Origin of the sequence: Streptomyces sp. H39-S7, from assembly GCF_027158205.1 — a bacterium.
Classification (GTDB): Bacteria; Actinomycetota; Actinomycetes; order Streptomycetales; family Streptomycetaceae; genus Actinacidiphila.
On sequence record NZ_JAPVLU010000006.1, the window covers coordinates 223,276 to 248,683 of the forward strand.

14 protein-coding genes, 1 tRNA gene and 1 rRNA gene are annotated in these 25,408 nt (G+C 71.4%); 4 read left to right on the top strand and 12 right to left on the bottom strand.

Annotated features, from left to right (window positions below):
• Window positions 1-34 precede the first annotated feature (34 nt).
• The 3 genes from O3X23_RS08330 (at window position 35) to O3X23_RS08340 (ending at window position 6,455) form a co-directional block, all read left to right on the top strand.
• On the top strand, window positions 35-4,747 hold the full coding sequence (locus O3X23_RS08330; RefSeq protein ID WP_269270546.1) for an Lhr family ATP-dependent helicase: 4,713 nt from the start codon (window positions 35-37) through the stop codon (window positions 4,745-4,747).
• Between the two features lie 77 nt (window positions 4,748-4,824).
• The gene (locus O3X23_RS08335; protein ID WP_269270547.1) at window positions 4,825-5,625 is read left to right on the top strand and encodes a DNA-formamidopyrimidine glycosylase family protein; all 801 of its coding nucleotides are present in this window, start codon (window positions 4,825-4,827) and stop codon (window positions 5,623-5,625) included.
• A gap of 32 nt (window positions 5,626-5,657) precedes the next feature.
• The gene (locus tag O3X23_RS08340; RefSeq protein ID WP_269270548.1) at window positions 5,658-6,455 is read left to right on the top strand and encodes an SDR family NAD(P)-dependent oxidoreductase; all 798 of its coding nucleotides are present in this window, start codon (window positions 5,658-5,660) and stop codon (window positions 6,453-6,455) included.
• Window positions 6,456-7,052: 597 nt separating this feature from the next.
• Here O3X23_RS08340 and O3X23_RS08345 read toward each other — a convergent pair.
• The 9 genes from O3X23_RS08345 to O3X23_RS08385 all read right to left on the bottom strand — a co-directional run bounded on the left by O3X23_RS08345 (window position 7,053) and on the right by O3X23_RS08385 (window position 21,205).
• The gene (locus O3X23_RS08345) at window positions 7,053-7,523 is read right to left on the bottom strand and encodes a Dps family protein (protein WP_269270549.1); all 471 of its coding nucleotides are present in this window, start codon (window positions 7,521-7,523) and stop codon (window positions 7,053-7,055) included.
• A gap of 165 nt (window positions 7,524-7,688) precedes the next feature.
• On the bottom strand, window positions 7,689-8,072 hold the full coding sequence (locus tag O3X23_RS08350; RefSeq protein ID WP_269270550.1) for a helix-turn-helix domain-containing protein: 384 nt from the start codon (window positions 8,070-8,072) through the stop codon (window positions 7,689-7,691).
• A gap of 94 nt (window positions 8,073-8,166) precedes the next feature.
• The gene (locus tag O3X23_RS08355) at window positions 8,167-8,706 is read right to left on the bottom strand and encodes a CinA family protein (protein ID WP_269270551.1); all 540 of its coding nucleotides are present in this window, start codon (window positions 8,704-8,706) and stop codon (window positions 8,167-8,169) included.
• Complete coding sequence (pgsA, locus tag O3X23_RS08360) at window positions 8,703-9,536, bottom strand: CDP-diacylglycerol--glycerol-3-phosphate 3-phosphatidyltransferase (RefSeq protein WP_269270552.1); 834 nt, start codon at window positions 9,534-9,536, stop codon at window positions 8,703-8,705. The genes O3X23_RS08355 and pgsA overlap by 4 nt, the downstream gene beginning before the upstream one ends.
• Complete coding sequence (rimO, locus tag O3X23_RS08365) at window positions 9,533-11,050, bottom strand: 30S ribosomal protein S12 methylthiotransferase RimO (RefSeq protein ID WP_269270553.1); 1,518 nt, start codon at window positions 11,048-11,050, stop codon at window positions 9,533-9,535. Before rimO ends, pgsA begins: the two co-directional genes overlap by 4 nt.
• A 38-nt stretch (window positions 11,051-11,088) precedes the next feature.
• Window positions 11,089-11,880: a helix-turn-helix domain-containing protein gene (locus O3X23_RS08370; protein ID WP_269270554.1), complete on the bottom strand. Its 792-nt coding sequence runs from the start codon at window positions 11,878-11,880 to the stop codon at window positions 11,089-11,091.
• A gap of 214 nt (window positions 11,881-12,094) precedes the next feature.
• Entirely contained in the window at window positions 12,095-14,866 is a 2,772-nt protein-coding gene (locus tag O3X23_RS08375; protein ID WP_269270555.1) for an FtsK/SpoIIIE family DNA translocase, read from the bottom strand.
• Between the two features lie 114 nt (window positions 14,867-14,980).
• Window positions 14,981-15,661, bottom strand: coding sequence for a response regulator (locus tag O3X23_RS08380; RefSeq protein WP_269270556.1), 681 nt, complete (start codon window positions 15,659-15,661; stop codon window positions 14,981-14,983).
• A gap of 225 nt (window positions 15,662-15,886) precedes the next feature.
• Complete coding sequence (locus O3X23_RS08385) at window positions 15,887-21,205, bottom strand: HAMP domain-containing protein (RefSeq protein WP_443047796.1); 5,319 nt, start codon at window positions 21,203-21,205, stop codon at window positions 15,887-15,889.
• 416 nt (window positions 21,206-21,621) lie between these two features.
• Between O3X23_RS08385 and O3X23_RS08390 the strand changes: the two genes are divergently transcribed.
• Window positions 21,622-24,243, top strand: coding sequence for a SpoIIE family protein phosphatase (locus O3X23_RS08390; protein WP_269270558.1), 2,622 nt, complete (start codon window positions 21,622-21,624; stop codon window positions 24,241-24,243).
• A 91-nt stretch (window positions 24,244-24,334) separates the two neighbouring features.
• Here the strand turns inward: O3X23_RS08390 and O3X23_RS08395 are convergent.
• From O3X23_RS08395 to rrf, 3 genes are all read right to left on the bottom strand, one after another.
• Window positions 24,335-24,407: transfer RNA gene (locus O3X23_RS08395), tRNA-Thr, on the bottom strand.
• A 76-nt stretch (window positions 24,408-24,483) separates the two neighbouring features.
• On the bottom strand, window positions 24,484-25,167 hold the full coding sequence (locus O3X23_RS08400) for a DegT/DnrJ/EryC1/StrS family aminotransferase (protein ID WP_331283889.1): 684 nt from the start codon (window positions 25,165-25,167) through the stop codon (window positions 24,484-24,486).
• A 118-nt stretch (window positions 25,168-25,285) separates the two neighbouring features.
• A 5S ribosomal RNA gene (gene rrf, locus O3X23_RS08405) occupies window positions 25,286-25,402 on the bottom strand.
• Between the last annotated feature and the right edge of the window lie 6 nt (window positions 25,403-25,408).

The following is a 25,408-nucleotide window of genomic DNA, read 5'->3' on the forward strand; positions in this document are numbered from 1 at the left end:
GGCCGTTGTCAGTGGGGCGGGGCAGGATGGGGACATGTCGCGACGGACCAGTCAGGGAGAGCCGGAACCGGAAGGGGACCCGGCCGCCGCCCTGGAAGCGTTCTCCCCGGCCACCCGCGCGTGGTTCACGGGAGCCTTCGACGCGCCCACCGCCGCCCAGGCCGGCGCCTGGCGGGCGATCGGCGAGGGCTCCGACGTCCTGGTGGTCGCGCCGACCGGGTCCGGCAAGACGCTGGCCGCCTTCCTGGCCTCGCTGGACCGGCTGGCGAGCATCCCGCCGCCCGCCGAGACCCAGCGCCGCTGCCGGGTGCTCTACATCTCCCCGCTCAAGGCCCTCGCGGTCGACGTGGAGCGCAACCTGCGCAGCCCGCTCACGGGCCTGCGCCAGGAGTCCGTCCGGCTCGGGCTGCCCGAGCCGGAGGTCCGGGTCGGCATCCGTTCGGGGGACACCCCCGCCGCCGAACGCCGCACGCTGGTCACCCGCCCGCCGGACATCCTGATCACCACCCCCGAGTCGCTGTTCCTGATGCTCACGTCGGCAGCCCGCGAGGCGCTGCGCGGGGTGGAAACGGTGATTCTGGACGAGGTGCACGCCGTCGCCGGCACGAAGCGCGGAGCGCATCTGGCCCTGTCCCTGGAGCGGCTGGACGAGCTGCTGGACCGGCCCGCCCGGCGGATCGGGCTGTCCGCGACGGTCCGGCCGGTCGAGGAGATCGCCCGCTATCTGTCGCCGCAGCGCAAGGTGACGATCGTCCAGCCGGCGTCGCAGAAGAAGTTCGACCTGTCGGTGGTCGTGCCCGTCGAGGACCTGGGCGAGCTGGGCGGCTCCCCCGTCGCCGAGCACAGCGGGTCCGCGGCCGGGGCGGAGCAGCGGGCGTCGATCTGGCCGCATGTGGAGGAGCGGATCGCCGATCTGGTGCAGGCGCACCGCTCGACGATCGTGTTCGCCAACTCCCGGCGGCTGGCCGAGCGGCTGTGCAACCGACTCAACGAGATCGCCCACGAGCGGGCCACCGGCGAACCGCTGCCCGACACCGCGCCGCCCGCCGAGATCATGGCCCAGTCGGGCGCCGCGCAGGGCGCGCCGCCCCTGATGGCCCGCGCGCACCACGGGTCGGTGTCCAAGGAGCAGCGCGCGATCGTCGAGGAGGAGCTCAAGGCCGGGCGGCTGCCCGCCGTGGTCGCGACCTCCAGTCTGGAACTGGGCATCGACATGGGCGCGGTCGATCTCGTCATCCAGGTGGAGTCGCCGCCGTCCGTCGCCTCCGGGCTGCAGCGCGTCGGCCGGGCCGGGCACCAGGTGGGCGCCGTCTCGACGGGTGTGGTCTTCCCCAAGTACCGCGGTGACCTCGTGCAGGCGGCGGTCGTCACCGAGCGGATGCGGACCGGCTCCATCGAATCCCTGCGCGTGCCGGCGAATCCGCTGGACGTCCTGGCGCAGCAGATCGTCGCCATGACCGCGCTCGACACCTGGGACGTGGACGAGCTGCTCGCCCTGGTGCGCCGGGCGGCGCCCTTCGCGGCGCTCCCGCACTCCGCGTACACGGCGGTCCTCGACATGCTGGGCGGCCGCTACCCCTCCGACGCCTTCGCGGAGCTGCGGCCGCGCATCGTCTGGGACCGGGTGGCGAACACGGTCGCGGGCCGGCCCGGAGCGCAGCGGCTGGCCGTGACCTCCGGCGGCACCATCCCGGACCGCGGGCTGTTCGGTGTCTTCCTGGTCGGCTCCGACCCGAAGAAGGGCGGGGGCCGGGTCGGCGAGCTGGACGAGGAGATGGTCTACGAGTCGCGGGTCGGCGACGTCTTCACGCTGGGCACCACGTCCTGGCGGATCGAGGACATCACCCGCGACCGGGTGCTCGTCACCCCCGCGCCCGGTGTCCCCGGGCGGCTCCCCTTCTGGAAGGGCGACCAGCTGGGCCGCCCGCTGGAGCTCGGCCGGGCGGTGGGCGCCTTCGTTCGCGAAGTCGGGCGGCTGGGTCCCGGGGAGGCCCGCGAACGGCTGTCCGCGGCCGGACTCGACACCTGGGCGACGGACAACGTGCTGGCGTACCTGTCGGAGCAGCGGCAGGCCTGCGGCCACATCCCCGACGACCGGACCATCGTCGTGGAGCGCTTCCGTGACGAACTGGGCGACTGGCGGGTGGTGGTCCACTCCCCCTTCGGCGCGCAGGTGCACGCGCCCTGGGCGCTGGCGCTGGGCGCCCGCCTCATGGAGCGGTACGGGCTGGACGCCCAGGTGATGCACGCCGACGACGGCATCGTGCTGCGGCTGCCGGACGCGGACCTCATGGGCCTCGACCTGCTCGACGCGGACACGGGCACGGGCAGCGGCGCCGGTACCAGCACCGGTAACGACCACATGGGCGCCGCGTTCGACAGCGACCGGTCACCGGTCGGCGCCTCGGACGTCGCCTTCGACAAGGGCGAGGTCGAACAGCTGGTCACCGACCAGGTCGGCGGATCCGCACTGTTCGCCTCCCGCTTCCGCGAGTGCGCCGCCCGCGCCCTGCTGCTGCCCCGCCGCTCCCCCGGCAAGCGCACCCCGCTGTGGCAGCAGCGCCAGCGCGCCGCCCAGCTCCTCCAGGTCGCCTCGGACTTCGGCTCCTTCCCGATCGTCCTCGAAGCCGTCCGTGAGTGCCTGCAGGACGTCTTCGACGTCCCCGGTCTCGTCGAGCTGATGGGCGACATCGAGGCACGCCGGGTGCGCCTGGTGGAGGTCACCACGCCCGAGCCCTCCCCCTTCGCCCGCTCGCTCCTCTTCGGCTACGTCGCCCAGTTCCTCTACGAGGGGGACTCCCCGCTCGCCGAGCGCCGCGCCGCCGCCCTGTCGCTGGACTCCCGGCTGCTGGCCGAACTGCTGGGCCAGGCCGAGCTGCGCGAGCTGCTGGACGCCGATGTCCTGGCCGAGCTGGAACTGGAGCTGCGATGGCTGACGGAGGAGCGCCGGGTCAAGGACGCCGAAGGCGTCGCGGACCTGCTGCGGCTCCTCGGACCGCTCACCGAGGCCGAGTTGGCGGCGCGCGGCGCCGAGCCCGGCTGGGCGGCCGGGCTGGAGTCGGCGCGCCGCGCCATCCGGGTCCGGATCGCCGGCGCCGAGCACTGGGCGGCGGTCGAGGACGCCGGACGGCTGCGGGACGCGCTGGGTACGGCGCTGCCCGTCGGCGTCCCCGAAGCTTTCACGGAACCGGTCAAGGACCCGCTCGGCGATCTGCTCGCCCGGTTCGCCCGCACCCACGGCCCGTTCACCTCCGTCGAGGCCGCACGGCGCTTCGGACTCGGCACGGCCGTGGCGGACGGCGTGCTGCAACGCCTCGCCGCCGCGGGCCGCGTCGTCCAGGGCGAGTTCCGGCCGGGCGGCGCAGGCCACGAATGGTGCGACGCCGCGGTGCTGCGCCGGCTGCGCCGCCGCTCGCTGGCCGCGCTGCGGCACGAGGTCGAACCGGTGCCGCCCGCCACCCTCGCCACCTTCCTTCCCCAGTGGCAGCACGTCGGCACCCACAGCCTGCGCGGTGCCGACGGGCTGATCCGGGCCGTCGAGCAGTTGCAGGGCGCCGAGGTGCCCGCCTCCGCGCTGGAGAAACTGGTGCTGCCGTCTCGGGTCTCGGGCTACACCCCGGCGATGCTGGACGAGCTGACCGCCTCCGGGGAGGTCCTGTGGTCCGGCGCGGGGGCGCTGCCCGGCAAGGACGGCTGGGTCTCGCTCCACCTCGCCGACACCGCGCCGCTGCTCCTCAAGGACCCCCACCCGCTCGAACTCTCCCCGCTGCACCAGGCCGTCCTGGACGCCCTCGCCGGCGGCTACGGCCTGTTCTTCCGGCAGATCTCCGACCAGGTGCGGGCCGCGGGCGCGGCCTCGTCCGACCTGGAACTGGCGGACGCCGTCTGGGACCTGGCGTGGTCCGGGCGGCTCACCAACGACACCCTGGCCCCGCTGCGCGCCCTGCTCGGTTCCGGGCGCACCGCCGGGTCCACCGCCCACCGCGCCGCGCGTTCGACCCCCCGGGGGCGGTACGGCTCCCTCCCCGGCCGGGCGTCGCGCGGGACCGCGTCCCGCACCGGTCCCCCGACGACGGCGGGCCGCTGGTCGCTCGTCCCCTCCCCGGAGACCGACCCGACGCTGCGGGCGCACGCCCTCGTCCACAGCCTGTTGGACCGGCACGGAGTCGTCACGCGCGGAGCGGTCGCCGCCGAAGGCGTCGAGGGCGGTTTCTCCGCCGCCTACCGGGTGCTGTCGGCCTTCGAGGAGACCGGCCAGACCCGACGGGGCTACGTGGTCGAAGGGCTCGGCGCCGCGCAGTTCGCGATGGACGGCGCGGTGGACCGGCTCCGCGCCATCAACACCGCCCGCGACCGTGAGGAAGGCACCCGCGCCGGCGGGCGCGCCGTCGTCCTCGCCGCCGCCGATCCCGCCAACGCGTACGGCGCCGCCCTCCCCTGGCCGACGCAGCCCGAAGGCGTCACGCACAAACCCGGCCGCAAGGCGGGCGCCCTGGTGGTCCTCGTCGACGGCGAACTGGCCCTGTACGTGGAACGCGGCGGGAAGACGCTGCTGGCCTGGCCCGACGACGAGGAACGGCTGGGAGCCGCCGCGGACGCCCTCGCGCTGGCGGTCCGGGAGGGCGCTCTCGGCCGGCTCACCGTGGAGCGCACCAACGGGGAGTCGGCCCTGACGTCGCCGTTGGGCCGTGCCCTGGAGACCGCGGGCTTCCACGCGACCCCGCGCGGCCTGCGCCTGCGGGCCTGACGGGCACCACCACGCGGCCGACGGAGGAACCGGACGGATCTGCCGGGTCTGTCGGACCCGGCATGCATGATGGAAAGGTGCCCGAAGGAGACACGGTCTGGCTGACCGTACGCCGACTCGACGAGGCCCTGGCCGGCCAGACCCTCGTCCGCGCCGACCTGCGCGTGCCGCAGCTCGCCACCACCGACCTCGCGGACCGCCGCGTCCTCGAGGTGGTCGCGCGCGGCAAGCACCTGATGACGCGCCTCGAAGGGGACCTGACGCTCCACTCCCATCTGCGGATGGACGGCTCCTGGCATCTGTACGGGCCGGGCGAGCGCTGGCACGGCGGCCCCCTCCACCAGGTCCGCGCCGTGCTGGAGACCTCCGCCAGGGTGGCGGTCGGCTACCGGCTGCCGGTGCTGGAGCTGCTGCCCACGTCCGAGGAGGACGGCGTCGTCGGCCATCTCGGCCCCGATCTGCTGGGCCCGGACTGGGATCCGGCCGAAGCCGTCGTGCGATTGGGCGCCCAACCCGCCCGGCCCATCGGCGAGGCGCTCCTGGACCAGCGGAATCTGGCGGGCGTCGGCAACGTCTATGTGTCGGAGCTCTGCTTCCTGCGCGGGATCACCCCCTGGACGCCGGTCGGCGACGCCGACACGGAGAAGCTGGTCGCGCTCGCCAAGAAGCTGCTGGAGGCCAACAAGAACCGTCCGGGGCACATCACCACCGGCGATCTGCGGCGCGGCCGCACCCACTGGGCGTACGGCAGGGAACACCGGCCGTGCCTGCGCTGCGGCACCCCCATCCGCAAGGGGGAGCAGGGGCCGCCGGAACGGGCCCGCGTCGCCTACTGGTGCCCGCGCTGCCAGCGAGGCCCGCAGCCGAACGGCAATTGACGGACCGTCAGATTTGGTCGTACCGTCGCGTCATGCCCCTGAAGGCGTACGACCTCACCGGACGCACCGCCCTGGTCACCGGCGCCGCGAGCGGGATCGGCCGCGCGTCCGCCGTTCTGCTCGCCGAAGCCGGCGCCACTGTTGTCTGCGCGGACATCGACGGCCCCGGCGTGCGGGAGACCGCGGAACTGATCGAGAAAGCGGGCGGCACCGCCCGCGCCCGCCTGCTGGACGTCACCGACCGGGCCCAGATCGCCGAGACGGTCGCCGAGACCGTGCGCGACCACGGGCGGCTCGACGTCCTGGCGGCCATCGCGGGGATCATGCACAGCAGCAGCGTGCTGGAGACCGACGACGCCGATCTGGACCGCGTCCTCGGCGTCAACTTCAAGGGGGTGCTGCACAGCGCCCAGGAGGCCGCCCGGGTCATGACCGCCCAGCGGTCCGGCAGCATCATCACGATGGCCTCCGGCGCGATCGACACCGGCGCCCGCGGCCTGCTCTGCTACAGCGTCTCCAAAGCAGCCGTGGTGCAACTCACCAAAACCCTGGCGACCGAACTCGGCCCGCTCGGCATCCGCGCCAATGCCATCGCCCCCGGTTTCATCCGCACCCCGATGACCTCGCACTACGGCACGGGAGCCGACGGAGTCTTCGACGAGCCCGCCCAGGCCCGTGCCGAGGCCTCACTCGTGCGGATCGCGCCGCTGGGCCGCGTCGGCACCCCGGAGGACGTCGCGGGATCCGTGCTCTTCCTCGCCTCGGACGCCTCGGCCTTCACCACCGGCCAGATCCTCCGGCCCAACGGCGGGGTCGCCATGCCCTGGTAGCGCGGCCGCCCGGCGGGACCGACTCGTCCGCCCGGCGGTCCGCGGGGCGGCGTGCAGCGGTATCAGGCCCAGCCCCCAGCCGCCCGCCAGCAGCACGCTCTCGACGGGCCCGGTCCGGCCCGGCTGTACGGCGAGCCGCAGCGCGGCCCACCACCACAGCACGCCCAGGCTCAGCGCGACGGTCCAGCGGACCGCCCTGCGGGACCACAGACTCCGGAAGACCTGGAGCTGGAGCACGCGCATGGCCGCCTCCTTCGGAACCCCGAGGTTGCGGCGGAGCCCCCCGAAAGGCGCTCCGTACCAGGGTGCGATGCCCGGTTCCCGAGATCGCCGGCCCTCTGCCGCCACGCCCGTCCGGGCCTTCACCCGATGGGAGCGGTCCACCGTCGCCACCTGCGACGATCAATGAACTCAACGTGACGAGTCATTCATCGTATCCACCCACGCTGGTGGCCGCCAGTGCAGCGCAAGGAGGCCCGAGGGGGCGCAGGCGCGCATGGGGCGCCCGGGGGCGGCCCCTGGCGCATGACCTGTCGCACCTGCCACCCACGGGCGCCCCTGGCGCCTCGCGCGCCCCGACGCGGACGCCTCGCCGCGCTACGCGTTCTCGGCCTGGAACATCCAATGGAACTTCTCCAGGTCCGCCGTGAGCCCGATGAGGATGTCCTGCGTGACCGGGTCGGCGTCCTCCGTCGTCCCGATCCGCGCCCGCATCCGCCCGATGACCGAATCGAGCGCCGCGATGAGGATGCCCACCGCCTGCGTGTCCTTGATCCAGCCGTCGGTGACCGTGTCGATGCCACTGGTCTTGGAGACCGTGTCGGCCCGCCCGTCGGCCGTGACGCCGATCGCGGAGGCCCGCTCCGCGACCGTGTCGGCGTGCAGCCTGGCAGTGTCGACGACCTCGTCGAGCTGCAGATGGACCGAGCGGAAGCGCGGGCCCACCACGGTCCAGTGGACCTGCTTCGACACCAGCGCGAGATCCACGAGATCGACCAGGGCGCCCTGCAGCGCCTCGCCGACGATCTTGCGGTGCTTGTCGGACAGCGGGCTCTTGACGACACTCATGCGGAATCCTCCTACTGGCGACGGGACTGGCGAATAGTCCGTTAAACCCTGTTAACTCCGTACCGCCTACCCTGCCTCGTCGCGCTATGCCTGGCAAAAGGACGGAGCCCCGGTCGGCAGTGCCGACCGGGGCTCCGGTGCAGGTACTTCTGAGGTACGGCCGGTTCAGGCCGCGACCACGTCCACGGCCTCCGCGGGCGCCTTCGGCGGCTTGATGGTGACCCGTTCGGTCGTGACGGATGTGACAGAGGTCACCGCACCCAGCAGTGGTCGCATCGGCGCCGCGGAAGTCTCGGAAGCCGCCGACTGGGCCAGCTCCGCGAGCGACAGATCGTCGCTGACCTCGCGCATCACCTCGGACATCGGGACGTCCAGCGCGTCGCAGATCGCGGAGAGCAGCTCGGAGGAAGCCTCCTTCTGCCCTCGCTCCACTTCGGACAGATAGCCCAGGGACACCCGGGCGGAAGAGGAGACCTCACGCAGAGTGCGGCCCTGACGTTGGCGCTGCCGACGCAGCACGTCACCCAACAGGCGACGGAGCAGGATCATCGGTGGCTCCCTCCTCGGACCGCGAATCCGGATCCTTCTTGCCCCACCGTACCGCCTCGGGCACCGGCCGTGCGGGGAGCGATGTCGTGTTCACTCAGGGCTGCAAACATCCCATCCCCCCGTCTTCTTCCCTATCCTTCGCCCGCACCCCGGTCTCGGAGGACGGCACCCCCGCAGCGAGGGACCGCTCCAGCAGGGCGAGCGCGGCGTCCACAGTGGCGGCGCGTATCTCGGAGCGGCCGCCCTCCAGCCGCAGCGGGTCGACCGCCGAGCCTTCGGGACCGGCCACCGCCACGTAGACCGTGCCGACCGGGTTACCGTCCTGCGCGGCCGGTCCCGCGACTCCCGTCGTGGCCACGCCCCAGTCGGCTCCCAGTCTGCTCCGCACCCCCTCGGCCATCTCGAGGGCGACCTGGGGGTCGACCGCTCCTCGATCGGCCAGCAGTGCGGCGTCCACGCCGAGCAGTAGGTGCTTGAGTTCCGTCGCGTACGCCGTCACCGAGCCGCGGAAGGTCCGGGAGGCGCCGGGGACGTCCGTCAGCTCCGCGGCCAGCAGACCGCCGGTGAGCGACTCGGCGACCGCCAGGGTGAGCCCCCGGCTGTCGAGCTGTCGCAACACGTCGGCCGCCGTCATCCGTTCTGGTGACTCTGCCGCTGCGAAGAGCTCCGCTGGTCGCGCTCCAGGTCCGGGTCACGCCGCAGCTCGGGGTCACGCCGCACGTCCCGGTCACGCTCCGGGTCCCGTTGCCGCTCCAGGTCCAGTTCGCGCTCCGCGGTCGCGTCCATGGCGACCAGCAGACCGGGTTCGGCCTGCGGCTTCGCCCGGGCGGCCGCGCGCTCGCGCTGCGCGGCCAGGCCGGCCCGCCGCAGCACGACGGCCTGCCGGATGTAGTCGAGCCCGGTGAGGACCGTCAGCACGACGGCCGCGGCCATCGCCCAGGCCCGCAGGGTCGCGAGTGGCCCGGTGAGGATCAGGATGTACATGCCGACCGCGATGCCCTGGGTCAGCGTCTTGAGCTTGCCGCCGCGGCTGGCCGGGATCACGCCGTGCCGGATCACCCAGAAGCGCATCAGGGTGATGCCGACCTCCCGGAAGAGAATCACTCCGGTCACCCACCAGGGCAGGTCGCCCAGTGCGGACAGCCCGACGAGCGCGGCGCCCATGATCGCCTTGTCGGCGATGGGGTCGGCGATCTTGCCGAAGTCGGTGACCAGCCCGTAGCGCCGGGCAAGCTCCCCGTCGAAGAGGTCGGTGATCATCGCGATGGCGAACGCCGCCCAGGCGAACGAGCGCCAGGCGGGGTCGTGGCCGCCGTCGTGGATCAGCAGCATGACGAAGCCGGGGACCAGCACCAGCCGCATCATCGTGAGCAGGTTGGCGATGTTCCACAGACCGGCCTGACCGACCACCGGATCACCGATGTGGTCCGGGGTGGCCGCGGCGGGCGCGGGGGCTCCGGTCATCTGCCCACCTCCTCCGAGACACTTCCGCCGCCGGTCGCGGGGGCTCCCCAGCCGACGGCGGGGGAAGGCTCCGCGACGAGGTCGACGCCTTCGGTGTCGATCACCTTCGCCACTACCATCATGCCCGGCTTCAGGCCCTCGGAGGAGGTCAGCGTGGTCGATCCGTCCGTTTCCGGTGCCTGGTGGTCGGCGCGGCCGACCGCCTCGCCGGTCTCCTCGTCGATGGACTCGACCAGGACCCGCACGGTGGAGCCGAGCCGCTCCAGGGCGCGCTGCGCGGTCAGCTCCTCGGCCAGCCGCGACACCCGGGCCAGCCGCTGGGCGACGGTGTCCTCGTCCAGCTTGTCCCCATAGCCGGCCGCTTCGGTACCGTCCTCGTCCGAGTACCCGAAGACCCCGATCGCGTCGAGCCGGGCCGAGCCGAGGAAGCGTTCCAGCTCCTCCAGGTCCGCCTCGGTCTCACCGGGGAAGCCGACGATGAAGTTGGAACGGACACCGGCCTCCGGGGCCTTGCCGCGGATGGTGCCGAGCAGTTCCAGGAAGCTCTCGGTGCTGCCGAAGCGGCGCATCGCGCGCAGCACGCCGGGCGCCGAGTGCTGGAAGGACAGGTCGAAGTACGGCACGACCTTGTCGGTCGAGGTCAGAACGTCGATCAGGCCGGGGCGCATCTCGGCGGGCTGCAGGTAGCTGACCCGGATCCGCTCGATGCCCTCGACGGCCGCCAGCTCCGGCAGCAGGGTCTCCAGCAGGCGGATGTCGCCGAGGTCCTTGCCGTACGAGGTGTTGTTCTCGCTGACCAGCATGACCTCGCTGACGCCCTGCTCGGCGAGCCATCGCGTCTCGCCGAGGACGTCGGAGGGGCGGCGGGAGATGAACGAGCCGCGGAAGGACGGGATGGCGCAGAAGGAGCAGCGTCGGTCGCAGCCGGAGGCCAGCTTCACCGAGGCGACGGGGCTGTTGTCCAGGCGGCGGCGCAGCGGCGCGCGCGGCCCCGAGGCGGGGGCGACGCCCTCGGGGAGGTCGGCCGGCGCGGGGGCCGGGGCCTCCTGCGCGTGGCCGGGCAGCGCCACGGCGGCGCTCTGCCGCTCGGCGGGGCTGATCGGCAGCAGCTTGCGGCGGTCGCGCGGGGTGTGCGAGGCGTGCACGCCGCCGGACAGGATGGTCTGCAGGCGGTCGGAGATGTCGGTGTAGTCGTCGAAACCGAGCACCGCGTCGGCCTCGGGCAGGGCCTCGGAGAGCTCCTTGCCGTACCGCTCGGCCATGCAGCCGACGGCGACGACCGCCTGGGTCCGGCCATGACCCTTGAGGTCATTGGCCTCCAGCAGGGCGTCCACGGAGTCTTTCTTGGCGGCGTCGACGAAGCCGCAGGTGTTCACCACGGCGACGTCGGCGTCCGCGGCGTCGTCCACCAGCTGCCAGCCGTCCGCCGCCAGACGGCCGGCGAGCTCCTCGGAATCCACCTCATTGCGGGCGCAGCCGAGCGTGACAAGGGCGACGGTACGGGATTCGGGCATAGGCTCAGCCTACTTTGTCCCGGCCGTCCCTCTTACGTTCACCCGGCCTGGGGGTCTCCCGGGGTGAAGGTGAGGCGCACGACCTCGCCCTCCTCGCCCGCGGGACCGAGGTCCTTGCCGTTGACGAAGAGCTTGATCGCGCCCGCGTCGCCGATGACCAGTTTGATCTTCTTGTTGTCGGTGAAGGACTTGGAGTCGCCCTCCTCCAGGTTCCCGGTGAAGAGCGGCTTGCCGGTGCTGTCCGTGACCTGGATCCAGCTCTTGGCGACGTCCGCGGTCAGCTTCACCGTCACCTTGCCCACCGGGACGGCGGCGATCGCGCTGTTCGTCGGCTCGGGCTTGGGGTCGGCGGGCTTGGGGCTGGGCTTGGGCGTCGTGGCGGTCACGGACGGCTTGGCGGCCACCGCCGGCGCGCCGCCACCGGAGCCGTTGAAGGCGGTGAAGCCCACGAATCCGACGACCGCGACGATCGCGGCGACCATCGCCGCGGTCCAGTTCGGGCGGCGGCGGTCCGGGCTGATCCGCTCCGCCTCGTAGAGCGGGGCGACGGGAACCTGGGCGGTGGTGCCGCCGTGCTCCTGGGCGTACTGCTCGACCAGCGGTTCGGGGTCGATCCCGACGGCGCGCGCGAGGTTGCGGATGTGACCGCGGGCGTAGACGTCTCCACCGCAACGGGAGAAGTCGTCCTGTTCGATGGCGAGCACGATGGGGGCGCGCACCCGCGTCGTGGAACTGACCTCGTCAACGGTCAGCCCGGCGGCGAGGCGGGCCTGGGCAAGGGCACGACCGACGGAGGGCCGGTCGTCGGAGGGCGGGTTGCCGAGGGACACGAGGAAGCCTTTCAGGCTGCAGCCACCTGCTGGTGATTCAGTCTAGGGGGGTAGCGAAAGAGTGGGGCAAGCGGACAGCTGGTCTTTGTCCGCCATCAGGATTGCCGGACCGTCTTTTACGGGACCGCCGCGCGTGAGCCTGACAGTCGGCCATTTGTCGTCCTCCTGCATCAACTTGACGCACGAACAGGAGAAACGGTTGCCCCGCGTGCTCTTACGAGTGAGCATCACCGCGGATGACGGCCAGCACCCCATCCAGTTCGTCCGCTTTGACCATGACATCGCGCGCCTTCGAACCTTCACTCGGCCCGACGATTCCGCGCGATTCCATCAGATCCATGAGCCTGCCCGCCTTGGCGAATCCCACACGCAGCTTCCGCTGAAGCATCGAGGTCGAGCCGAACTGGGTGGAGACGACCAGCTCGGCGGCCTGGCACAACAGGTCGAGATCGTCGCCGATCTCCTCGTCGACCTCCCGCTTGGGCGCCGTGTCGACCGCCACGTCCGTCCGGTAGGTCGGTGTGAGCTGTGCCTTGCAGTGCTCGACGACCTTCGCGATCTCCTCCTCCGTGACGAACGCGCCCTGCATACGGGTCGGCTTGTTCGCACCCATGGGGAGGAAGAGGCCGTCGCCCCTGCCGATCAGCTTCTCGGCGCCGTTCTGGTCCAGGATGACCCGGCTGTCGGCGAGCGACGAGGTGGAGAACGCGAGGCGCGACGGAACGTTCGCCTTGATCAGACCGGTGACGACGTCGACGCTGGGCCGCTGGGTGGCCAGCACCAGGTGGATGCCGGCGGCGCGGGCCAGCTGCGTGATGCGGACGATCGAGTCCTCCACGTCGCGCGGCGCGACCATCATCAGGTCGGCCAGCTCGTCCACGATCACCAGCAGGTACGGGTACGGCGACAGCTCGCGCTCGCTGCCCGGCAGCGGCTTGGTCTTGCCCGAGCGCACCGCGGCGTTGAAGTCGTCGATGTGCCGGAAGCCGAAGGCCGCCAGGTCGTCGTAGCGCAGGTCCATCTCGCGGACCACCCACTGCAGGGCCTCGGCGGCCCGCTTCGGGTTGGTGATGATCGGCGTGATCAGGTGCGGGATGCCCTCGTACGCGGTCAGCTCGACGCGCTTGGGGTCCACCAGCACCATCCGGACCTCGTCCGGGGTGGCGCGGCACATGATCGAGGTGATGAGGCCGTTGATGCAGGACGACTTGCCCGACCCGGTCGCGCCGGCGACCAGGATGTGCGGCATCTTGGCGAGGTTCGCCATGACGTACCCGCCCTCGACGTCCTTGCCGAGCGCCACCGTCATCGGGTGTTCCTCGCCGGCCGCCGCGGCGGAGCGCAGCACGTCGCCGACGTTGACCATCTCGCGGTCGCTGTTGGGGATCTCGATGCCGACCGCGGACTTGCCGGGGATCGGGCTGATGATCCGGACGTCCGGGCTGGCGACGGAGTACGCGATGTTCTTGGCCAGCGCCGTGATCCGCTCGACCTTGACCGCGGAGCCCAGCTCGATCTCGTAGCGGGTGACCGTCGGGCCGCGGGTGAAGCCGGTGACCGTCGCGTCGACCTTGAACTCGGTGAAGACCTGCTGCAGCGAGGCGACGACCGCGTCGTTCGCCGCGCTGCGGGTACGGCCGGGCCCGCCGCGTTCCAGCAGGTCCAGCGAGGGCAGCGAGTACGTGATGTCGCCGGACAGCTGGAGCTGCTCGGCGCGCGGCGGCAGCGGGTCCACCGGATCGACGGTCTTCTTCGTCAGATCGGGGACACCGCCCGACGGCTCGGAGGCGTCCTCGGCGCGGGCCGCGGGAACACCGGAGCCGGTCGCGGAACCCGTCGCCCCGGTAGGGGTCCTGACGCTGTTACTGAGGTCGGCGAGGAGCGGCGACGGCTGCACGCCGTGCATCACGGCGCCGTCCAGCGCGGCGGCAGCGGCGGCCGCCACATCCACCGCGTCCCGGCCGGAGGCGGCGGCGGGGTGCTCCTGCCCGCCGGGCTCGGCCCTGCGCCGCGGACGGCGGCGCGGGCGGGGCTCGTCGGCCTCGTCCTCGCCGAACTCCCCCATCGCGGCCAGTTCGTCCATGCCCTGGTCGTGCTTGGTGAAGCGCAGCGGGGACCTGCGGCGCCGGTACTCCTCCTCCGGCTCCAGGTCGTCCTCGAACAGTTCCTCCATCGGAACGGAGTCCAGGTCGTCCAGGCCCTCCGGGGGTTCGTACAGGCCGAGCTTGGTGGCGAGCAGCCGCAGCCGCTGCGGGATCGCGTTGACCGGAGTGGCCGTCACGACCAGCAGCCCGAAGACGGTGATGAGCAGCAGCAGCGGCACGGCGAGCGCCGAGCCCACCGTGTAGAGCAGCGGCGATGCGGCGGCCCAGCCGATCAGGCCGCCCGCGTCGCGCAGGACCCCGGCCCCCGCGTCCCGGCTCGGTGAACCGCAGGCCACGTGGACCAGGCCGAGGGCGCCCAGGACCAGGGTGGACAGCCCGATGACGATCCGGCCGTTGGCCTCCGGCTGCTCCGGGTGGCGCATCAGCCGGACCGCGACGACACCGATCAGTATCGGCACCAGCAGGTCGAGCCGGCCGAACGCGCCGGTGACGAGCATCTCCACGAGGTCGCCGACCGGGCCGCGCAGATCGGACCAGGTGCCCGCGGCCACGACCAGCGTCAGACCGAGCAGCAGCAGCGCCACGCCGTCCTTGCGGTGCGCGGGGTCCAGGCCGCGCGCTCCGCGCCCTATGCCGCGGAACACCGCGCCGATGCCGTGGGCGACGCCGAGCCACAGGGCGCGCGTCATCCGGTACACGCCACCGGTGGGCGACGGGGCCGCGCGGGGAGCCGCCTTGGGGGCGGCCCCCTTCGCCGCGCGCGGGGCCGCACCCTTCTTGGCAGGTGGTCTTTTCGCTGCGGTCTTCTTCGCCGCGGTCTTCTTGGCCGCAGGCTTCGCCGGAGCTTTCTTGGCAGTGCCGCCGGGCGTACGTGAGGCCATGGTGCCGAGATTACCTCCGAAGGCCGGGCTGAACACGCGTGCGTCCCATACCCCCGTCCGTGTCGCGCCTCGGGTGGGCCAAGGGTGACGCAGCGTCAACGGCGGGGGCCGTGGTCAGTCCTGCGGGGGATACCTGACGCCGCCGTCGCCGGTGCCCGGCTCCAGGGCGTCCAACGCCCGCCGCAGACCGGTCAGCTTGCGCTCCAGATGCGCCGCGGTCGCCACCGCGGCCGCGTCCGCCGACTCGTCGAGCTGCTTCGACAGCGCCTCGGCCTGCTCCTCGACGGCGGCCAGCCGCGCGGACAGTTCGGCGAGCAGCCCGGCAGGCTCCTTCGCCCCGTTGACGCCCGTCGACGCGCCCTGCTCCAGCTGGAGGCGCAGCAGCGCCGCCTGCTCCCGGAGCTGGCAGTTCTTCATGTAGAGCTCGACGAACACCGACACCTTGGCGCGCAGCACCCACGGGTCGAAGGGCTTGGAGATGTAGTCCACCGCACCGGCCGCGTAGCCGCGGAACGTGTGGTGCGGGCCGTGGTTGATCGCCGTCAGGAAGATGATCGGGATGTCGCGCGTCCGCTCACGCCGCTTGATGTGGGCGGCGGTCTCGAACCCGTCCATGCCCGGCATCTGCACATCGAGCAGGATCACCGCGAAATCGTCCGTGAGCAGCGCTTTCAGCGCCTCTTCCCCGGATGCCGCCCGTACCAGCGTCTGATCCAGCGCCGAAAGGATCGCCTCCAGCGCCAGCAGATTCTCCGGCCGGTCGTCGACAAGAAGGATCTTGGCCTTCTGCACCATGGCCCGCCCTCCTCGTCCCGGCGCCCCGCTGGTGGCCGCCCCCGGGGACGACTCCCTTGCGCCGCCCGTCCTTGTGCCGGTCATGGTAGCCGCACCTGTCGTTCGCCACACCCTGTCACCGCCATGTCACTGTGCACGAAGCAGAAACGCTAGCGGAGACCAGAAGGTTCCCTGAATCCCGCCCCCTCACACCTGAATGGACACACCCCGTCAACAGTCCACCTTTCAACGGGGTGTTCCACGCGCGCTCATCCACTGTTCCATGAGTGTCAGCAGGTGATCGGTGTCGACCGGCTTCGTGACGTAGTCCGACGCTCCGGACTCGATGCTCTTCTCCCGGTCGCCCTTCATCGCCTTCGCCGTCAGCGCCAGGATCGGAAGTCCGGCGAACTGCGGCATCCTGCGGATCGCCGTCGTCGTCGCATATCCATCCATCTCCGGCATCATGATGTCCATCAGGACGATCGCGACATCGTCGTGCTGCTCCAGGACCTCGATCCCCTCCCGGCCGTTCTCCGCGTAGAGCACCGTCAGCCCGTGCTGCTCCAGCACGCTGGTCAGCGCGAAGACGTTGCGGATGTCGTCGTCGACGATGAGCACCTTCTCGCCGTGGAACCCGCCCGCGAAGCGCGCGTACCCGTCGGTGTTCCCGCCGTCCACCCAGGACTCCTCCGCCGGCGCCGGGGCAGGCTGCCCCGAGAACGACTGCGGGGGCTGCTGCTGCGGCGCCGAGCGGCGGCGCAGCCGCGACAGGCTGCTGCCCGCCAGGCGGTTGCGGTGGGGCGCCTGGTACTCCAGCTCGCCGACGACCTCACTGCCGGGCAGCTGCGGGTAGCCGTGCGGCGGCAGTTCACCGCTGCTGAGCGGCAGGTACAGGGTGAACGTCGAGCCGCGGCCGGTCTGGCTGTCGGCGTGGATCTCGCCGCCGAGCAGCCGTGCGATCTCCCGGCTGATCGACAGACCCAGACCGGTGCCGCCGTACTTGCGGCTGGTGGTGCCGTCCGCCTGCTTGAACGCCTCGAAGATCACCCGCATCTTGCTCGCGGCGATCCCGATCCCGGTGTCGGTGACGGAGAACGCGATCAGCGGCTGGTCCGCGTCGCGCAGCGCCCCGGACTCCAGCAGCTGCTCCCGGATCGCCGGCGGGACCTCGGGACCCGCCGGCCGGATGACCAGCTCCACGGAGCCGCTGTCGGTGAACTTGACCGCGTTGGAGAGCAGGTTGCGCAGCACCTGCAGCAGCCGCTGCTCGTCCGTGTGCAGCGTGACCGGGAGTTCCGGCGAGACCCGGACCGAGAAGTCCAGGCCCTTCTCGGCCGTCAGCGGTCGGAACGTCGCCTCGACGTAGTCGACGAGCTGCACCAGGGCGATACGGGTCGGGCTGACGTCCATCTTGCCCGCCTCGACCTTCGACAGGTCGAGGATGTCGTTGATGAGCTGCAGCAGGTCCGAACCCGCGCCATGGATCGTCTCGGAGAACTCGACCTGCTTGGACGACAGGTTCCCGTCGGCGTTGTCGGCGAGCAGCTTGGCCAGGATCAGCAGCGAGTTGAGCGGGGTGCGCAGCTCGTGCGACATGTTGGCCAGGAACTCGGACTTGTAGCGCATCGAGACCGCGAGCTGCTCGGCGCGCTCCTCCAGGACCTGCCGCGCCTCCTCGATCTCGGTGTTCTTCACCTCGATGTCGCGGTTCTGCCGGGCCAGCAGCTCGGCCTTCTCCTCCAGCTCCGCGTTGGACAGCTGCAGCGCCTTCTGCCGGTTCTCCAGCTCGCCCGAGCGCTCCTTGAGCTGCTCGGTCAGCTCCTGGGACTGCTCCAGCAGTCCCTCCGTCTTGGTGTTGACGCTGATCGTGTTGACGCTGATCGCGATGATGTCGGTGATCTGGCTGAGGAAGTCCTTCTGGATCTGGGTGAACGGCTGGAACGCGGCCAGCTCGATCACCCCCAGGATCCGGTCCTCGAAGAGCACCGGAAGGACGATGACGTGCGCCGGGGGCGCCTCACCGAGCCCTGACACGATCTTGAGGTACCCCGGCGGGACGTTCTCGACCAGGATCGACCGCTTCTCCACCGCGGCCTGCCCGATCAGGGCCTCACCGGGCAGGAACGTGGTCGGCATGGAGCGCTTGGAGAAGCCGTACGACCCGACGAGCCGCAGCTCGTACGCGTCCTCGTCCTCCTCCCGCGCACCGAGCTCGGTGCCGTCGCCGATCTCCTCGGCGAGGAAGAACGCGCCGTGCTGCGCCGAGACCACCGGCGTCAGCTCGCTCATGATCAGCGCGGCCACGTCGTTCAGCTCCCGGCGGCCCTGCATGAGGCCGGAGATCCGGGCCAGGTTGCCCTTGAGCCAGTCCTGCTCCTTGTTGGCGAGCGTGGTCTCCCGCAGGCGCACGATCATCGTGTTGATGTAGTCCTGGAGCTCCAGGATCTCGCCGGCCGCGTCCACGTCGATCCGCAGGTTGAGATCGCCGCGGGTCACCGCGGTGGCCACCTGCGCGATGTTGCGGACCTGGCTGGTGAGGTTGTTGGCCATCAGGTTCACCGATTCGGTGAGGTCCTTCCAGATGCCGGAGACGTCCGGCACCCGTGCCTGGCCGCCGAGCCGCCCCTCGGTACCCACCTCCCGCGCCACCCGGGTGACCTCGTCACCGAAGGCGGAGAGCTGGCCGACCATCGTGTTGATGGTCGTCTTCAGTTCCAGGATCTCGCCGCGCGCGTCCACGTCGATCTTCTTGGACAGGTCGCCGCGGGCGACGGCGGTCGTCACCATGGCGATGTTGCGGACCTGGCCGGTCAGGTTGGACGCCATGCCGTTCACCGACTCGGTGAGGTCCTTCCACGTGCCGGCGACGCCGGGCACGCGGGCCTGACCGCCGAGGATGCCCTCGGTGCCGACCTCGCGGGCGACGCGGGTGACCTCGTCACCGAAGGCCGACAGCGTGTCGACCATGGTGTTGATCGTCTCCGCGAGCTGCGCGACCTCACCGCGCGCCTCGACGGTGATCTTCTTGGTGAGATCGCCGTTGGCGACCGCGGTGGCGACCGCGGCGATCGAACGCACCTGGTTGGTCAGGTTGTTGGCCATCAGGTTGACGTTGTCGGTCAGGTCCTTCCAGATGCCCGACACGTCCCGAACCCGGGCCTGCCCGCCCAACTGCCCCTCGGTGCCCACCTCGCGGGCGACGCGGGTCACCTCGTCACCGAAGGCCGACAGCGTGTCGACCATGGTGTTGACGGTGGTGACCAGGGCGAGGATCTCGCCCTTGGCGTCAACGGTGATCTTCTTCGACAGGTCACCGCTGGCGACCGCCGTCGTCACCTCGGCGATGTTGCGGACCTGGCTCGTCAGGTTGTTGGCCATGAAGTTGACGGACTGCGTGAGGTCCTTCCACGTGCCGCTCACGCCCTTGACCTCGGCCTGGCCGCCCAGGATCCCCTCGGTGCCCACCTCGCGGGCCACCCGGGTCACCTGCTCCGCGAAGGACGACAGCTGGTCGACCATCGTGTTCAGGGTGTTCTTCAGCTCCAGGATCTCGCCCCGGGCGTCCACATCGATCTTCTGCGACAGGTCCCCGCGCGCCACCGCCGTCGCGACCTGCGCGATGTTGCGGACCTGGGCGGTCAGGTTCCCCGCCATGCCGTTCACCGAATCGGTCAGATCGCGCCACACACCGGCGACGCCCGGCACCTGCGCCTGGCCGCCGAGGCGCCCCTCGGTACCCACGTCCCGCGCGACGCGGGTCACCTGGTCGGCGAACGAGGACAGCTGGTCGACCATCGTGTTGATGGTGTTCTTCAGCTCCAGGATCTCGCCCCGGGCGTCCACATCGATCTTCTGCGACAGGTCCCCGCGCGCCACCGCCGTCGTCACCTGGGCGATCTGCCGCACCTGGGACGTCAGGTTGCCCGCCATGAAGTTCACGGAGTCGGTCAGGTCCTTCCAGGTGCCGGCGACGCCGTCCACCCTCGCCTGGCCGCCGAGCCGGCCCTCCGTGCCCACGTCCCGGGCCATCCGGGTCACCTGCGCCGCGAAGGACGACAGCTGGTCGACCATGCGGTTCACGGTGTTCTTGAGCTCCAGCATCTCGCCGGAGACGTCCACGGTCACCTTCTGCGACAGGTCGCCGTTGGCGACCGCCGTCGTGACCTGCGCGATGTTGCGCACCTGGCCCGTCAGGTTACGGAAGGCGGTGTTCACCGAGTCGGTGAGGTCCTTCCACGTGCCGGCCGCGCCCGGCACCTGCGCCTGACCTCCCAGCTCACCCTCGACGCCGACCTCGCGCGCCACCCGGGTCACTTCCGCGCCGAAGGAGGACAGCTGGTCCACCATCGTGTTCACGGTGTTCTTGAGCTCCAGCATCTCGCCGGAGACGTCCACCGTCACCTTCTGCGACAGGTCGCCGTTGGCGACCGCCGTCGTGACCTGCGCGATGTCCCGCACCTGAGCGGTGAGGTTACGGAAGGCGGTGTTCACCGAGTCGGTGAGGTCCTTCCACGTGCCCGCGGCGCCCGGCACCTGCGCCTGACCGCCCAGCAGCCCCTCGGCGCCGACCTCGCCCGCCACCCGCGTCACCTCGTCGGCGAACGTCCGCAGCGTCTCGGTCATCGCGTTGATCGTCTCCGCGAGCTGCGCGACCTCGCCGCGCGCCCCGATGGTGATCTTCTGCGACAGGTCGCCGTTGGCGACCGCGGCCGTCACCTGGGCGATGTCCCGCACCTGGGCCGTCAGGTTCCCGGCCATCAGGTTGACGGAGTCCGTCAGGTCCTTCCACACCCCGGCCACGTCCGGCACCTGCGCCTGACCGCCGAGCTCGCCCTCCGTGCCGACCTCACGGGCGACACGCGTCACCTCGGAGGCGAAGGACGACAGCTGGTCCACCATCGTGTTGACGGTGTTCTTCAGCTCCAGCATCTCGCCGGCCACGTGAACCGTGACCTTCCGCGACAGATCGCCCTTGGCGACCGCCGTCGTCACGAGAGCGATGTCACGCACCTGGGCGGTGAGCCGGGACGCCATCGTGTTGACGGAATCCGTCAGGTCCTTCCAGGAACCGGACATACCGCGCACCTTGGCCTGGCCGCCGAGCTTGCCCTCGGTGCCGACCTCGCTGGCGACCCGCGTCACCTCGTCGGTGAACGCGGACAACTGGTCCACCAGACCGTTGACCGTCCGGCCGACCTTGAGGAACTCACCGCGCAGCGGATGCGCGGAACCGTCCGCGCCCTGCGACCGCAGGTCCATCCGCTGTTCCAGATCACCCTCGGCGACCGCCGACAGCACCCTCCCGACCTCGGAGACCGGCCGGACCAGGTCGTCGACCAGCGCGTTCGACGCGTCGATCGCGGCCGCCCAGGAGCCCTCACAGGCCCCCGTCTCCAGGCGCTCGGTGAGTTTTCCCTCACGGCCGACGACCCGGCGCACCCGGGCCAGCTCGCCCGTCAGGTGCTGATTGCGGTCCGCCACCTCGTTGAAGACGGCGGAGACCTCCGCCATCAGCCCGTCTCCCGACACCGTCAACCGCTTGCGGAAGTTGCCGTCCCTCATGGACGCCAACGCCGCCAGAAGTCTGTACAAGGCAGCCGAATCCACCTCGATGGTCCCGTTGGCGCGGGATCGCGCGTTCTTTCCACGCGAAACTGCACCGCGCGTCGATGCGCTGGACTCCACCGTGTCCCTCCCGGAGGGTCGACCAAACTGCTCGTGAACTGCCTCTTAGACATGCCCAGTGTTTCACCATGCCCGCACCTGGCCATAACAGTTCGGCAGCTTCGCCTGTGACCAGTCGCACGATCGGGGCAGAAACACCCGGAACCAGCGCACGCGCCATCAGCGGAGGTAAGTAACCTGGCATCCGGTTGCCCGCCACAGACCGGGCCTACACCTCACGGGGGCCGCCGGTGACGGCGCAAAGAATCGAAAGCGAGACCGACAACAGCGCCAAGGGGCGCACGAGGAGTTCTGTGATCACGGCGCGGGCAGCGGCCACCTTCCAGCCGGTGGGGCGATCGGTCGCCATCGCGCGCGCCTTCGTCCGGGACACCCTCCAGGGCTGGGGCTTCTCCGACATCGTCGACGACGCTGTGGTCCTGACCAGCGAACTCGTCACTAATGCGGTAGTTCATGCGGGTACCTCCGCCGACGTGCAGTGCCTGCGCTACGACACAGCGGTACGGGTCGAGGTCGCCGACCGCTACCCCGAGCGCGAGGTCCCCCTCCAGGACGCGGGACTGCAGCTCCGCAACCCCGACAGCGAAGGGGGGCGCGGCCTCGTCCTCTGCTCCGCCCTCGCCAGCCGCTGGGGCGTGGAGTACACCCCCTCCGCCAAGCACGTCTGGTTCCAGCTCGACCTGCCGGAACGCTCCGCCGGCACCCGTGCCACGAGCCCCGCGCTGCCGACCGCCGCTCTCCCGCTCACCGACGAACGGGTCCGCGTCGCCGTGATCCAGGTCGACCGCAACGCCGTCGTCACCCGCTGGAACGACGACGCGACCGATCTCTTCGGCCACACCTCCGACCAGATGATCGGCAAGCCCCTCACCGAGCTCACCGCCTGGCCGCAGACCCCCGGCACCGGCATCGGCCTCGCCGAGGCGCTGCTCCTCTCCCGCTGGGAGGGCACCTACGGGATACGCGGCGCCGACGGCCGCGTACAGCCCGTGTACGGCTCCCACCTGCGGGTCCGCGACACCACCGGCGAGCCCTCCACCGTCTGCCTGCTGGTCCGCGCGGACGAGCGGGCCGTCCTGCAGAGCCCCGCACGCGGCCCCGTCAGCTCGGACGCCGCGTCCGGGGACCGTGGAAAGGCCGCAGACGCCTTCGAGGTGTTCATCGGCTCCCCGGCCCCCGACGACCTCGACGGACTCCTGCAGCGCACCGTGGAGCGCGCCCGCGACATGCTCGACGGAGACGCCGCCTACCTGCTGCTCGCCACCGACGACGAGACGGAGCTGGAGGTACGCGCCTCCACCGGCCTGCCCTCCGCCCGCCAGCGCTTCGCCCGCGTCCCCGTCGAGGCCGGCACCGGCCGCTACGGCAGCGCCAGGATGCCCGCCGTCCACGAGGACCTCAACGCCGTCCCCGGCGCCGTCCCGCTGCTCGCCGGCACCGGCATGCGCTCCATCGTCACGGTGCCGCTGAAGGTCGAGGGCCGGCTCACCGGCTCCCTCGGCGTCGCCGCCGAAGCCCCCGGCCGCTACTCCAACGAACAGGCCCTGCGATTGCAGTTCGCCGCCGACCGCATCGCGCTGGCCGTCGAGAGCGCCCGGCTCACGGAGCTGGAACGCCTGCGCCGTGGCTCGCTGTCCTTCCTCGTCGAGGCCTCCGACCTGCTCGCCGGCACGCTGGAACGCGACCAGACGCTCGCTCTCATGGCCCAGATGACCGTCCCCACGCTGGCCAGTTGGTGCGCCGTCTACACCATCGCCGAGCAGTCGGAACCCGAACTCGCCTTCGTGCTGCACGAGGACGAGGACCGGATCGACGGCATCAAAGCCCTGCTGTCGAAGCTCGATCCGCCTGCGCCGGAGCCTACGCCCGGCGCACGAATCTGGAGTGCGCCCTCCGACGCCGCCCACTCCACCGCGCTGCGCGCCTCCTTGCGGAGCCTCGGCCTCGGCGAGGCCGGCCGCCCCGCCACCGGACCCGGCACCGCGCTGGCGACCGCCGCCGCGGTCGGCGGCGAGACCGTGGTCCTGCCGCTCGTCGCCCGCAACCGCGTCATCGGCATGCTCACCCTCGGCAAGCCCGCCGACGAGCGCTTCCGCCAGGAGATCCTCGAACTCGCAGAGGACCTCTCCCGACGCGCCGCCCTCGCCCTGGACAACGCCCGCCTGTACAGCGAGCGCACGGCCATCAGCCAAGCCCTCCAGCGCAGCCTGCTGCCGCCCGGGCTGCCTCCCATCCCCGGCGTCGAGGTCGAGGTCATCTACCGGGCGGCCGGCGAGGGCAACGAGGTCGGCGGCGACTTCTACGACCTCTTCCCGATCCGCGACGGCTGCTGGGGCTTCGCCATCGGCGACGTCTGCGGCACGGGCCCGGAGGCCGCGGCCGTCACCGGCCTGGCCCGGCACGCGATCCGGCTCCTCGCCCGCGAGGGGTTCGGCGGTCCCGCCGTCCTGGAACGGCTCAACGCCGCCATCCTGGACGAGGGTGCCCGCAGCCGCTTCCTGACCCTGCTCTACGGGGAGTTGTGGCCGCAGCCCGACGGCAGCGCCATCCTCAAAGTCGTCTGCGCCGGCCACCCGCTGCCGCTGCGGCTGCGCCCGGACGGCACCGTGGAGGCCGCCGCCGACCCGCAGCCGCTGCTCGGCGTCCTGGAGGACCTGGAACTCGTCGAACAGACCATCACCCTGGACCCGGGCGACGTCATGCTCTGTGTCACCGACGGCGTCACCGAACGCCGCGAGGGCACCCGGATGCTCGGCGACGACGGCCTCGCCGACGTCCTCGCCACCTGCACCGGCCTCACCGCCGGCGCGGTCGCCGCCCGTATCCAGCGAGCCGTGGAGCGCTTCGCCTCCGACGCGCCCTCGGACGACATGGCCATTCTCGCGATGCGGGTCCCCGCCCTGCCGCAGAACTGACAGCCCGGCAGGAGCCCCTGGTGCCAAGGGCGCCAGGGGCCGGAACGGCAGAAGGACCCCCCGCCGTCAGGCGAGGGGTCCTTCTCTCTTGGGCCCCCATGCGGAATCGAACCGCAGACCTTCTCCTTACCATGGAGACGCTCTACCGACTGAGCTATAGGGGCTCGGTGTCGACAAGGAAAATCTTAACCCATGAATGCCCGTGCTCGGTAACCCGCCCCGAACCGCCCCCGAACCGGATCAGAGCAGGCCACCGAGGGCATTGCAGGCATCGGCGATATGCGTCAACTCCCGCTGGGTGAGCCCCGAGTGCACCGGCAGCGACAGCACCTGCGCCGCGGCCAGTTCGGTCTCGGGCAGCACCTCGCGGGAACGGTGCGCCGCGAGCCGGTGCACGGGCGTCGGGACGCTCACGGTCGCCCGCACCCCGCGCCGCGACAGCGCCCTGACGAAGGCGTCCCGGTCGGGCCGGCCGTTGCCCGGGATCCGCACCGTGTAGTGGCGGTAGACGTGGTGCGCGCCCGGCTCCACGTACGGCACGATGACGCCGGTCAGCGCCGAGTCCAGGAAGCGGGCGTGCGCGCGGCGCCTGGCCACCTCGCCCGCGTCCTCCCCCGGCTCGTCCTCCTCGACGAGGGCTATCCCCTGCCGCGCCGCCAGTTCGCCCAGCTCACGCATGGGTGCCGGGTGGCCGAACTGGTGCACCGCGAGGACGGCCGACGTTCTGGGGGTGAGCGCGGCTTCCACGGAGGCCGGGTCGAGGCAGTACGTTCGCGGGTCGATATCGGCGAAGACCGGAGTCGCCCCCACCATCACCACGGCCGCCGCGGACGACTCCGGCGCGAACGACGGCACGATCACCTCGTCGCCGGAACCGATACAGAGAGCTCGGAGGGGCTGCCTGTCCATCATCAGCTGACGCACGTCCCTACCTCCACATGTCGAGGTGCCAAGGTTCCCGCCGAGACATGAACATGGGGTGACAGGCAACAAAAAAGCCCCAACCCCCGAGCCGAAGCTCGGGGGTTGGGGCTGAATGATTGTTCGGCGGCGTCCTACTCTCCCACAGGGTCCCCCCTGCAGTACCATCGGCGCTGAAAGGCTTAGCTTCCGGGTTCGGAATGTAACCGGGCGTTTCCCTAACGCTATGACCACCGAAACACTA

Excerpts from the sequence above, each read along its gene's own strand:
- O3X23_RS08345 (WP_269270549.1), bottom strand. The coding sequence starts at position 7,523 with ATGAGTGTCGTCAAGAGCCCGCTGTCCGACAAGCACCGCAAGATCGTC.
- O3X23_RS08350 (WP_269270550.1), bottom strand. The coding sequence starts at position 8,072 with ATGATCCTGCTCCGTCGCCTGTTGGGTGACGTGCTGCGTCGGCAGCGC.
- O3X23_RS08380 (WP_269270556.1), bottom strand. The coding sequence starts at position 15,661 with ATGGTGCAGAAGGCCAAGATCCTTCTTGTCGACGACCGGCCGGAGAAT.
- O3X23_RS08355 (WP_269270551.1), bottom strand. The coding sequence starts at position 8,706 with ATGACGGCGGCCGACGTGTTGCGACAGCTCGACAGCCGGGGGCTCACC.
- rimO (WP_269270553.1), bottom strand. The coding sequence starts at position 11,050 with ATGCCCGAATCCCGTACCGTCGCCCTTGTCACGCTCGGCTGCGCCCGC.
- O3X23_RS08375 (WP_269270555.1), bottom strand. The coding sequence starts at position 14,866 with ATGGCCTCACGTACGCCCGGCGGCACTGCCAAGAAAGCTCCGGCGAAG.
- O3X23_RS08385 (WP_443047796.1), bottom strand. The coding sequence starts at position 21,205 with ATGAGGGACGGCAACTTCCGCAAGCGGTTGACGGTGTCGGGAGACGGG.
- O3X23_RS08340 (WP_269270548.1), top strand. The coding sequence starts at position 5,658 with ATGCCCCTGAAGGCGTACGACCTCACCGGACGCACCGCCCTGGTCACC.
- pgsA (WP_269270552.1), bottom strand. The coding sequence starts at position 9,536 with ATGACCGGAGCCCCCGCGCCCGCCGCGGCCACCCCGGACCACATCGGT.
- O3X23_RS08330 (WP_269270546.1), top strand. The coding sequence starts at position 35 with ATGTCGCGACGGACCAGTCAGGGAGAGCCGGAACCGGAAGGGGACCCG.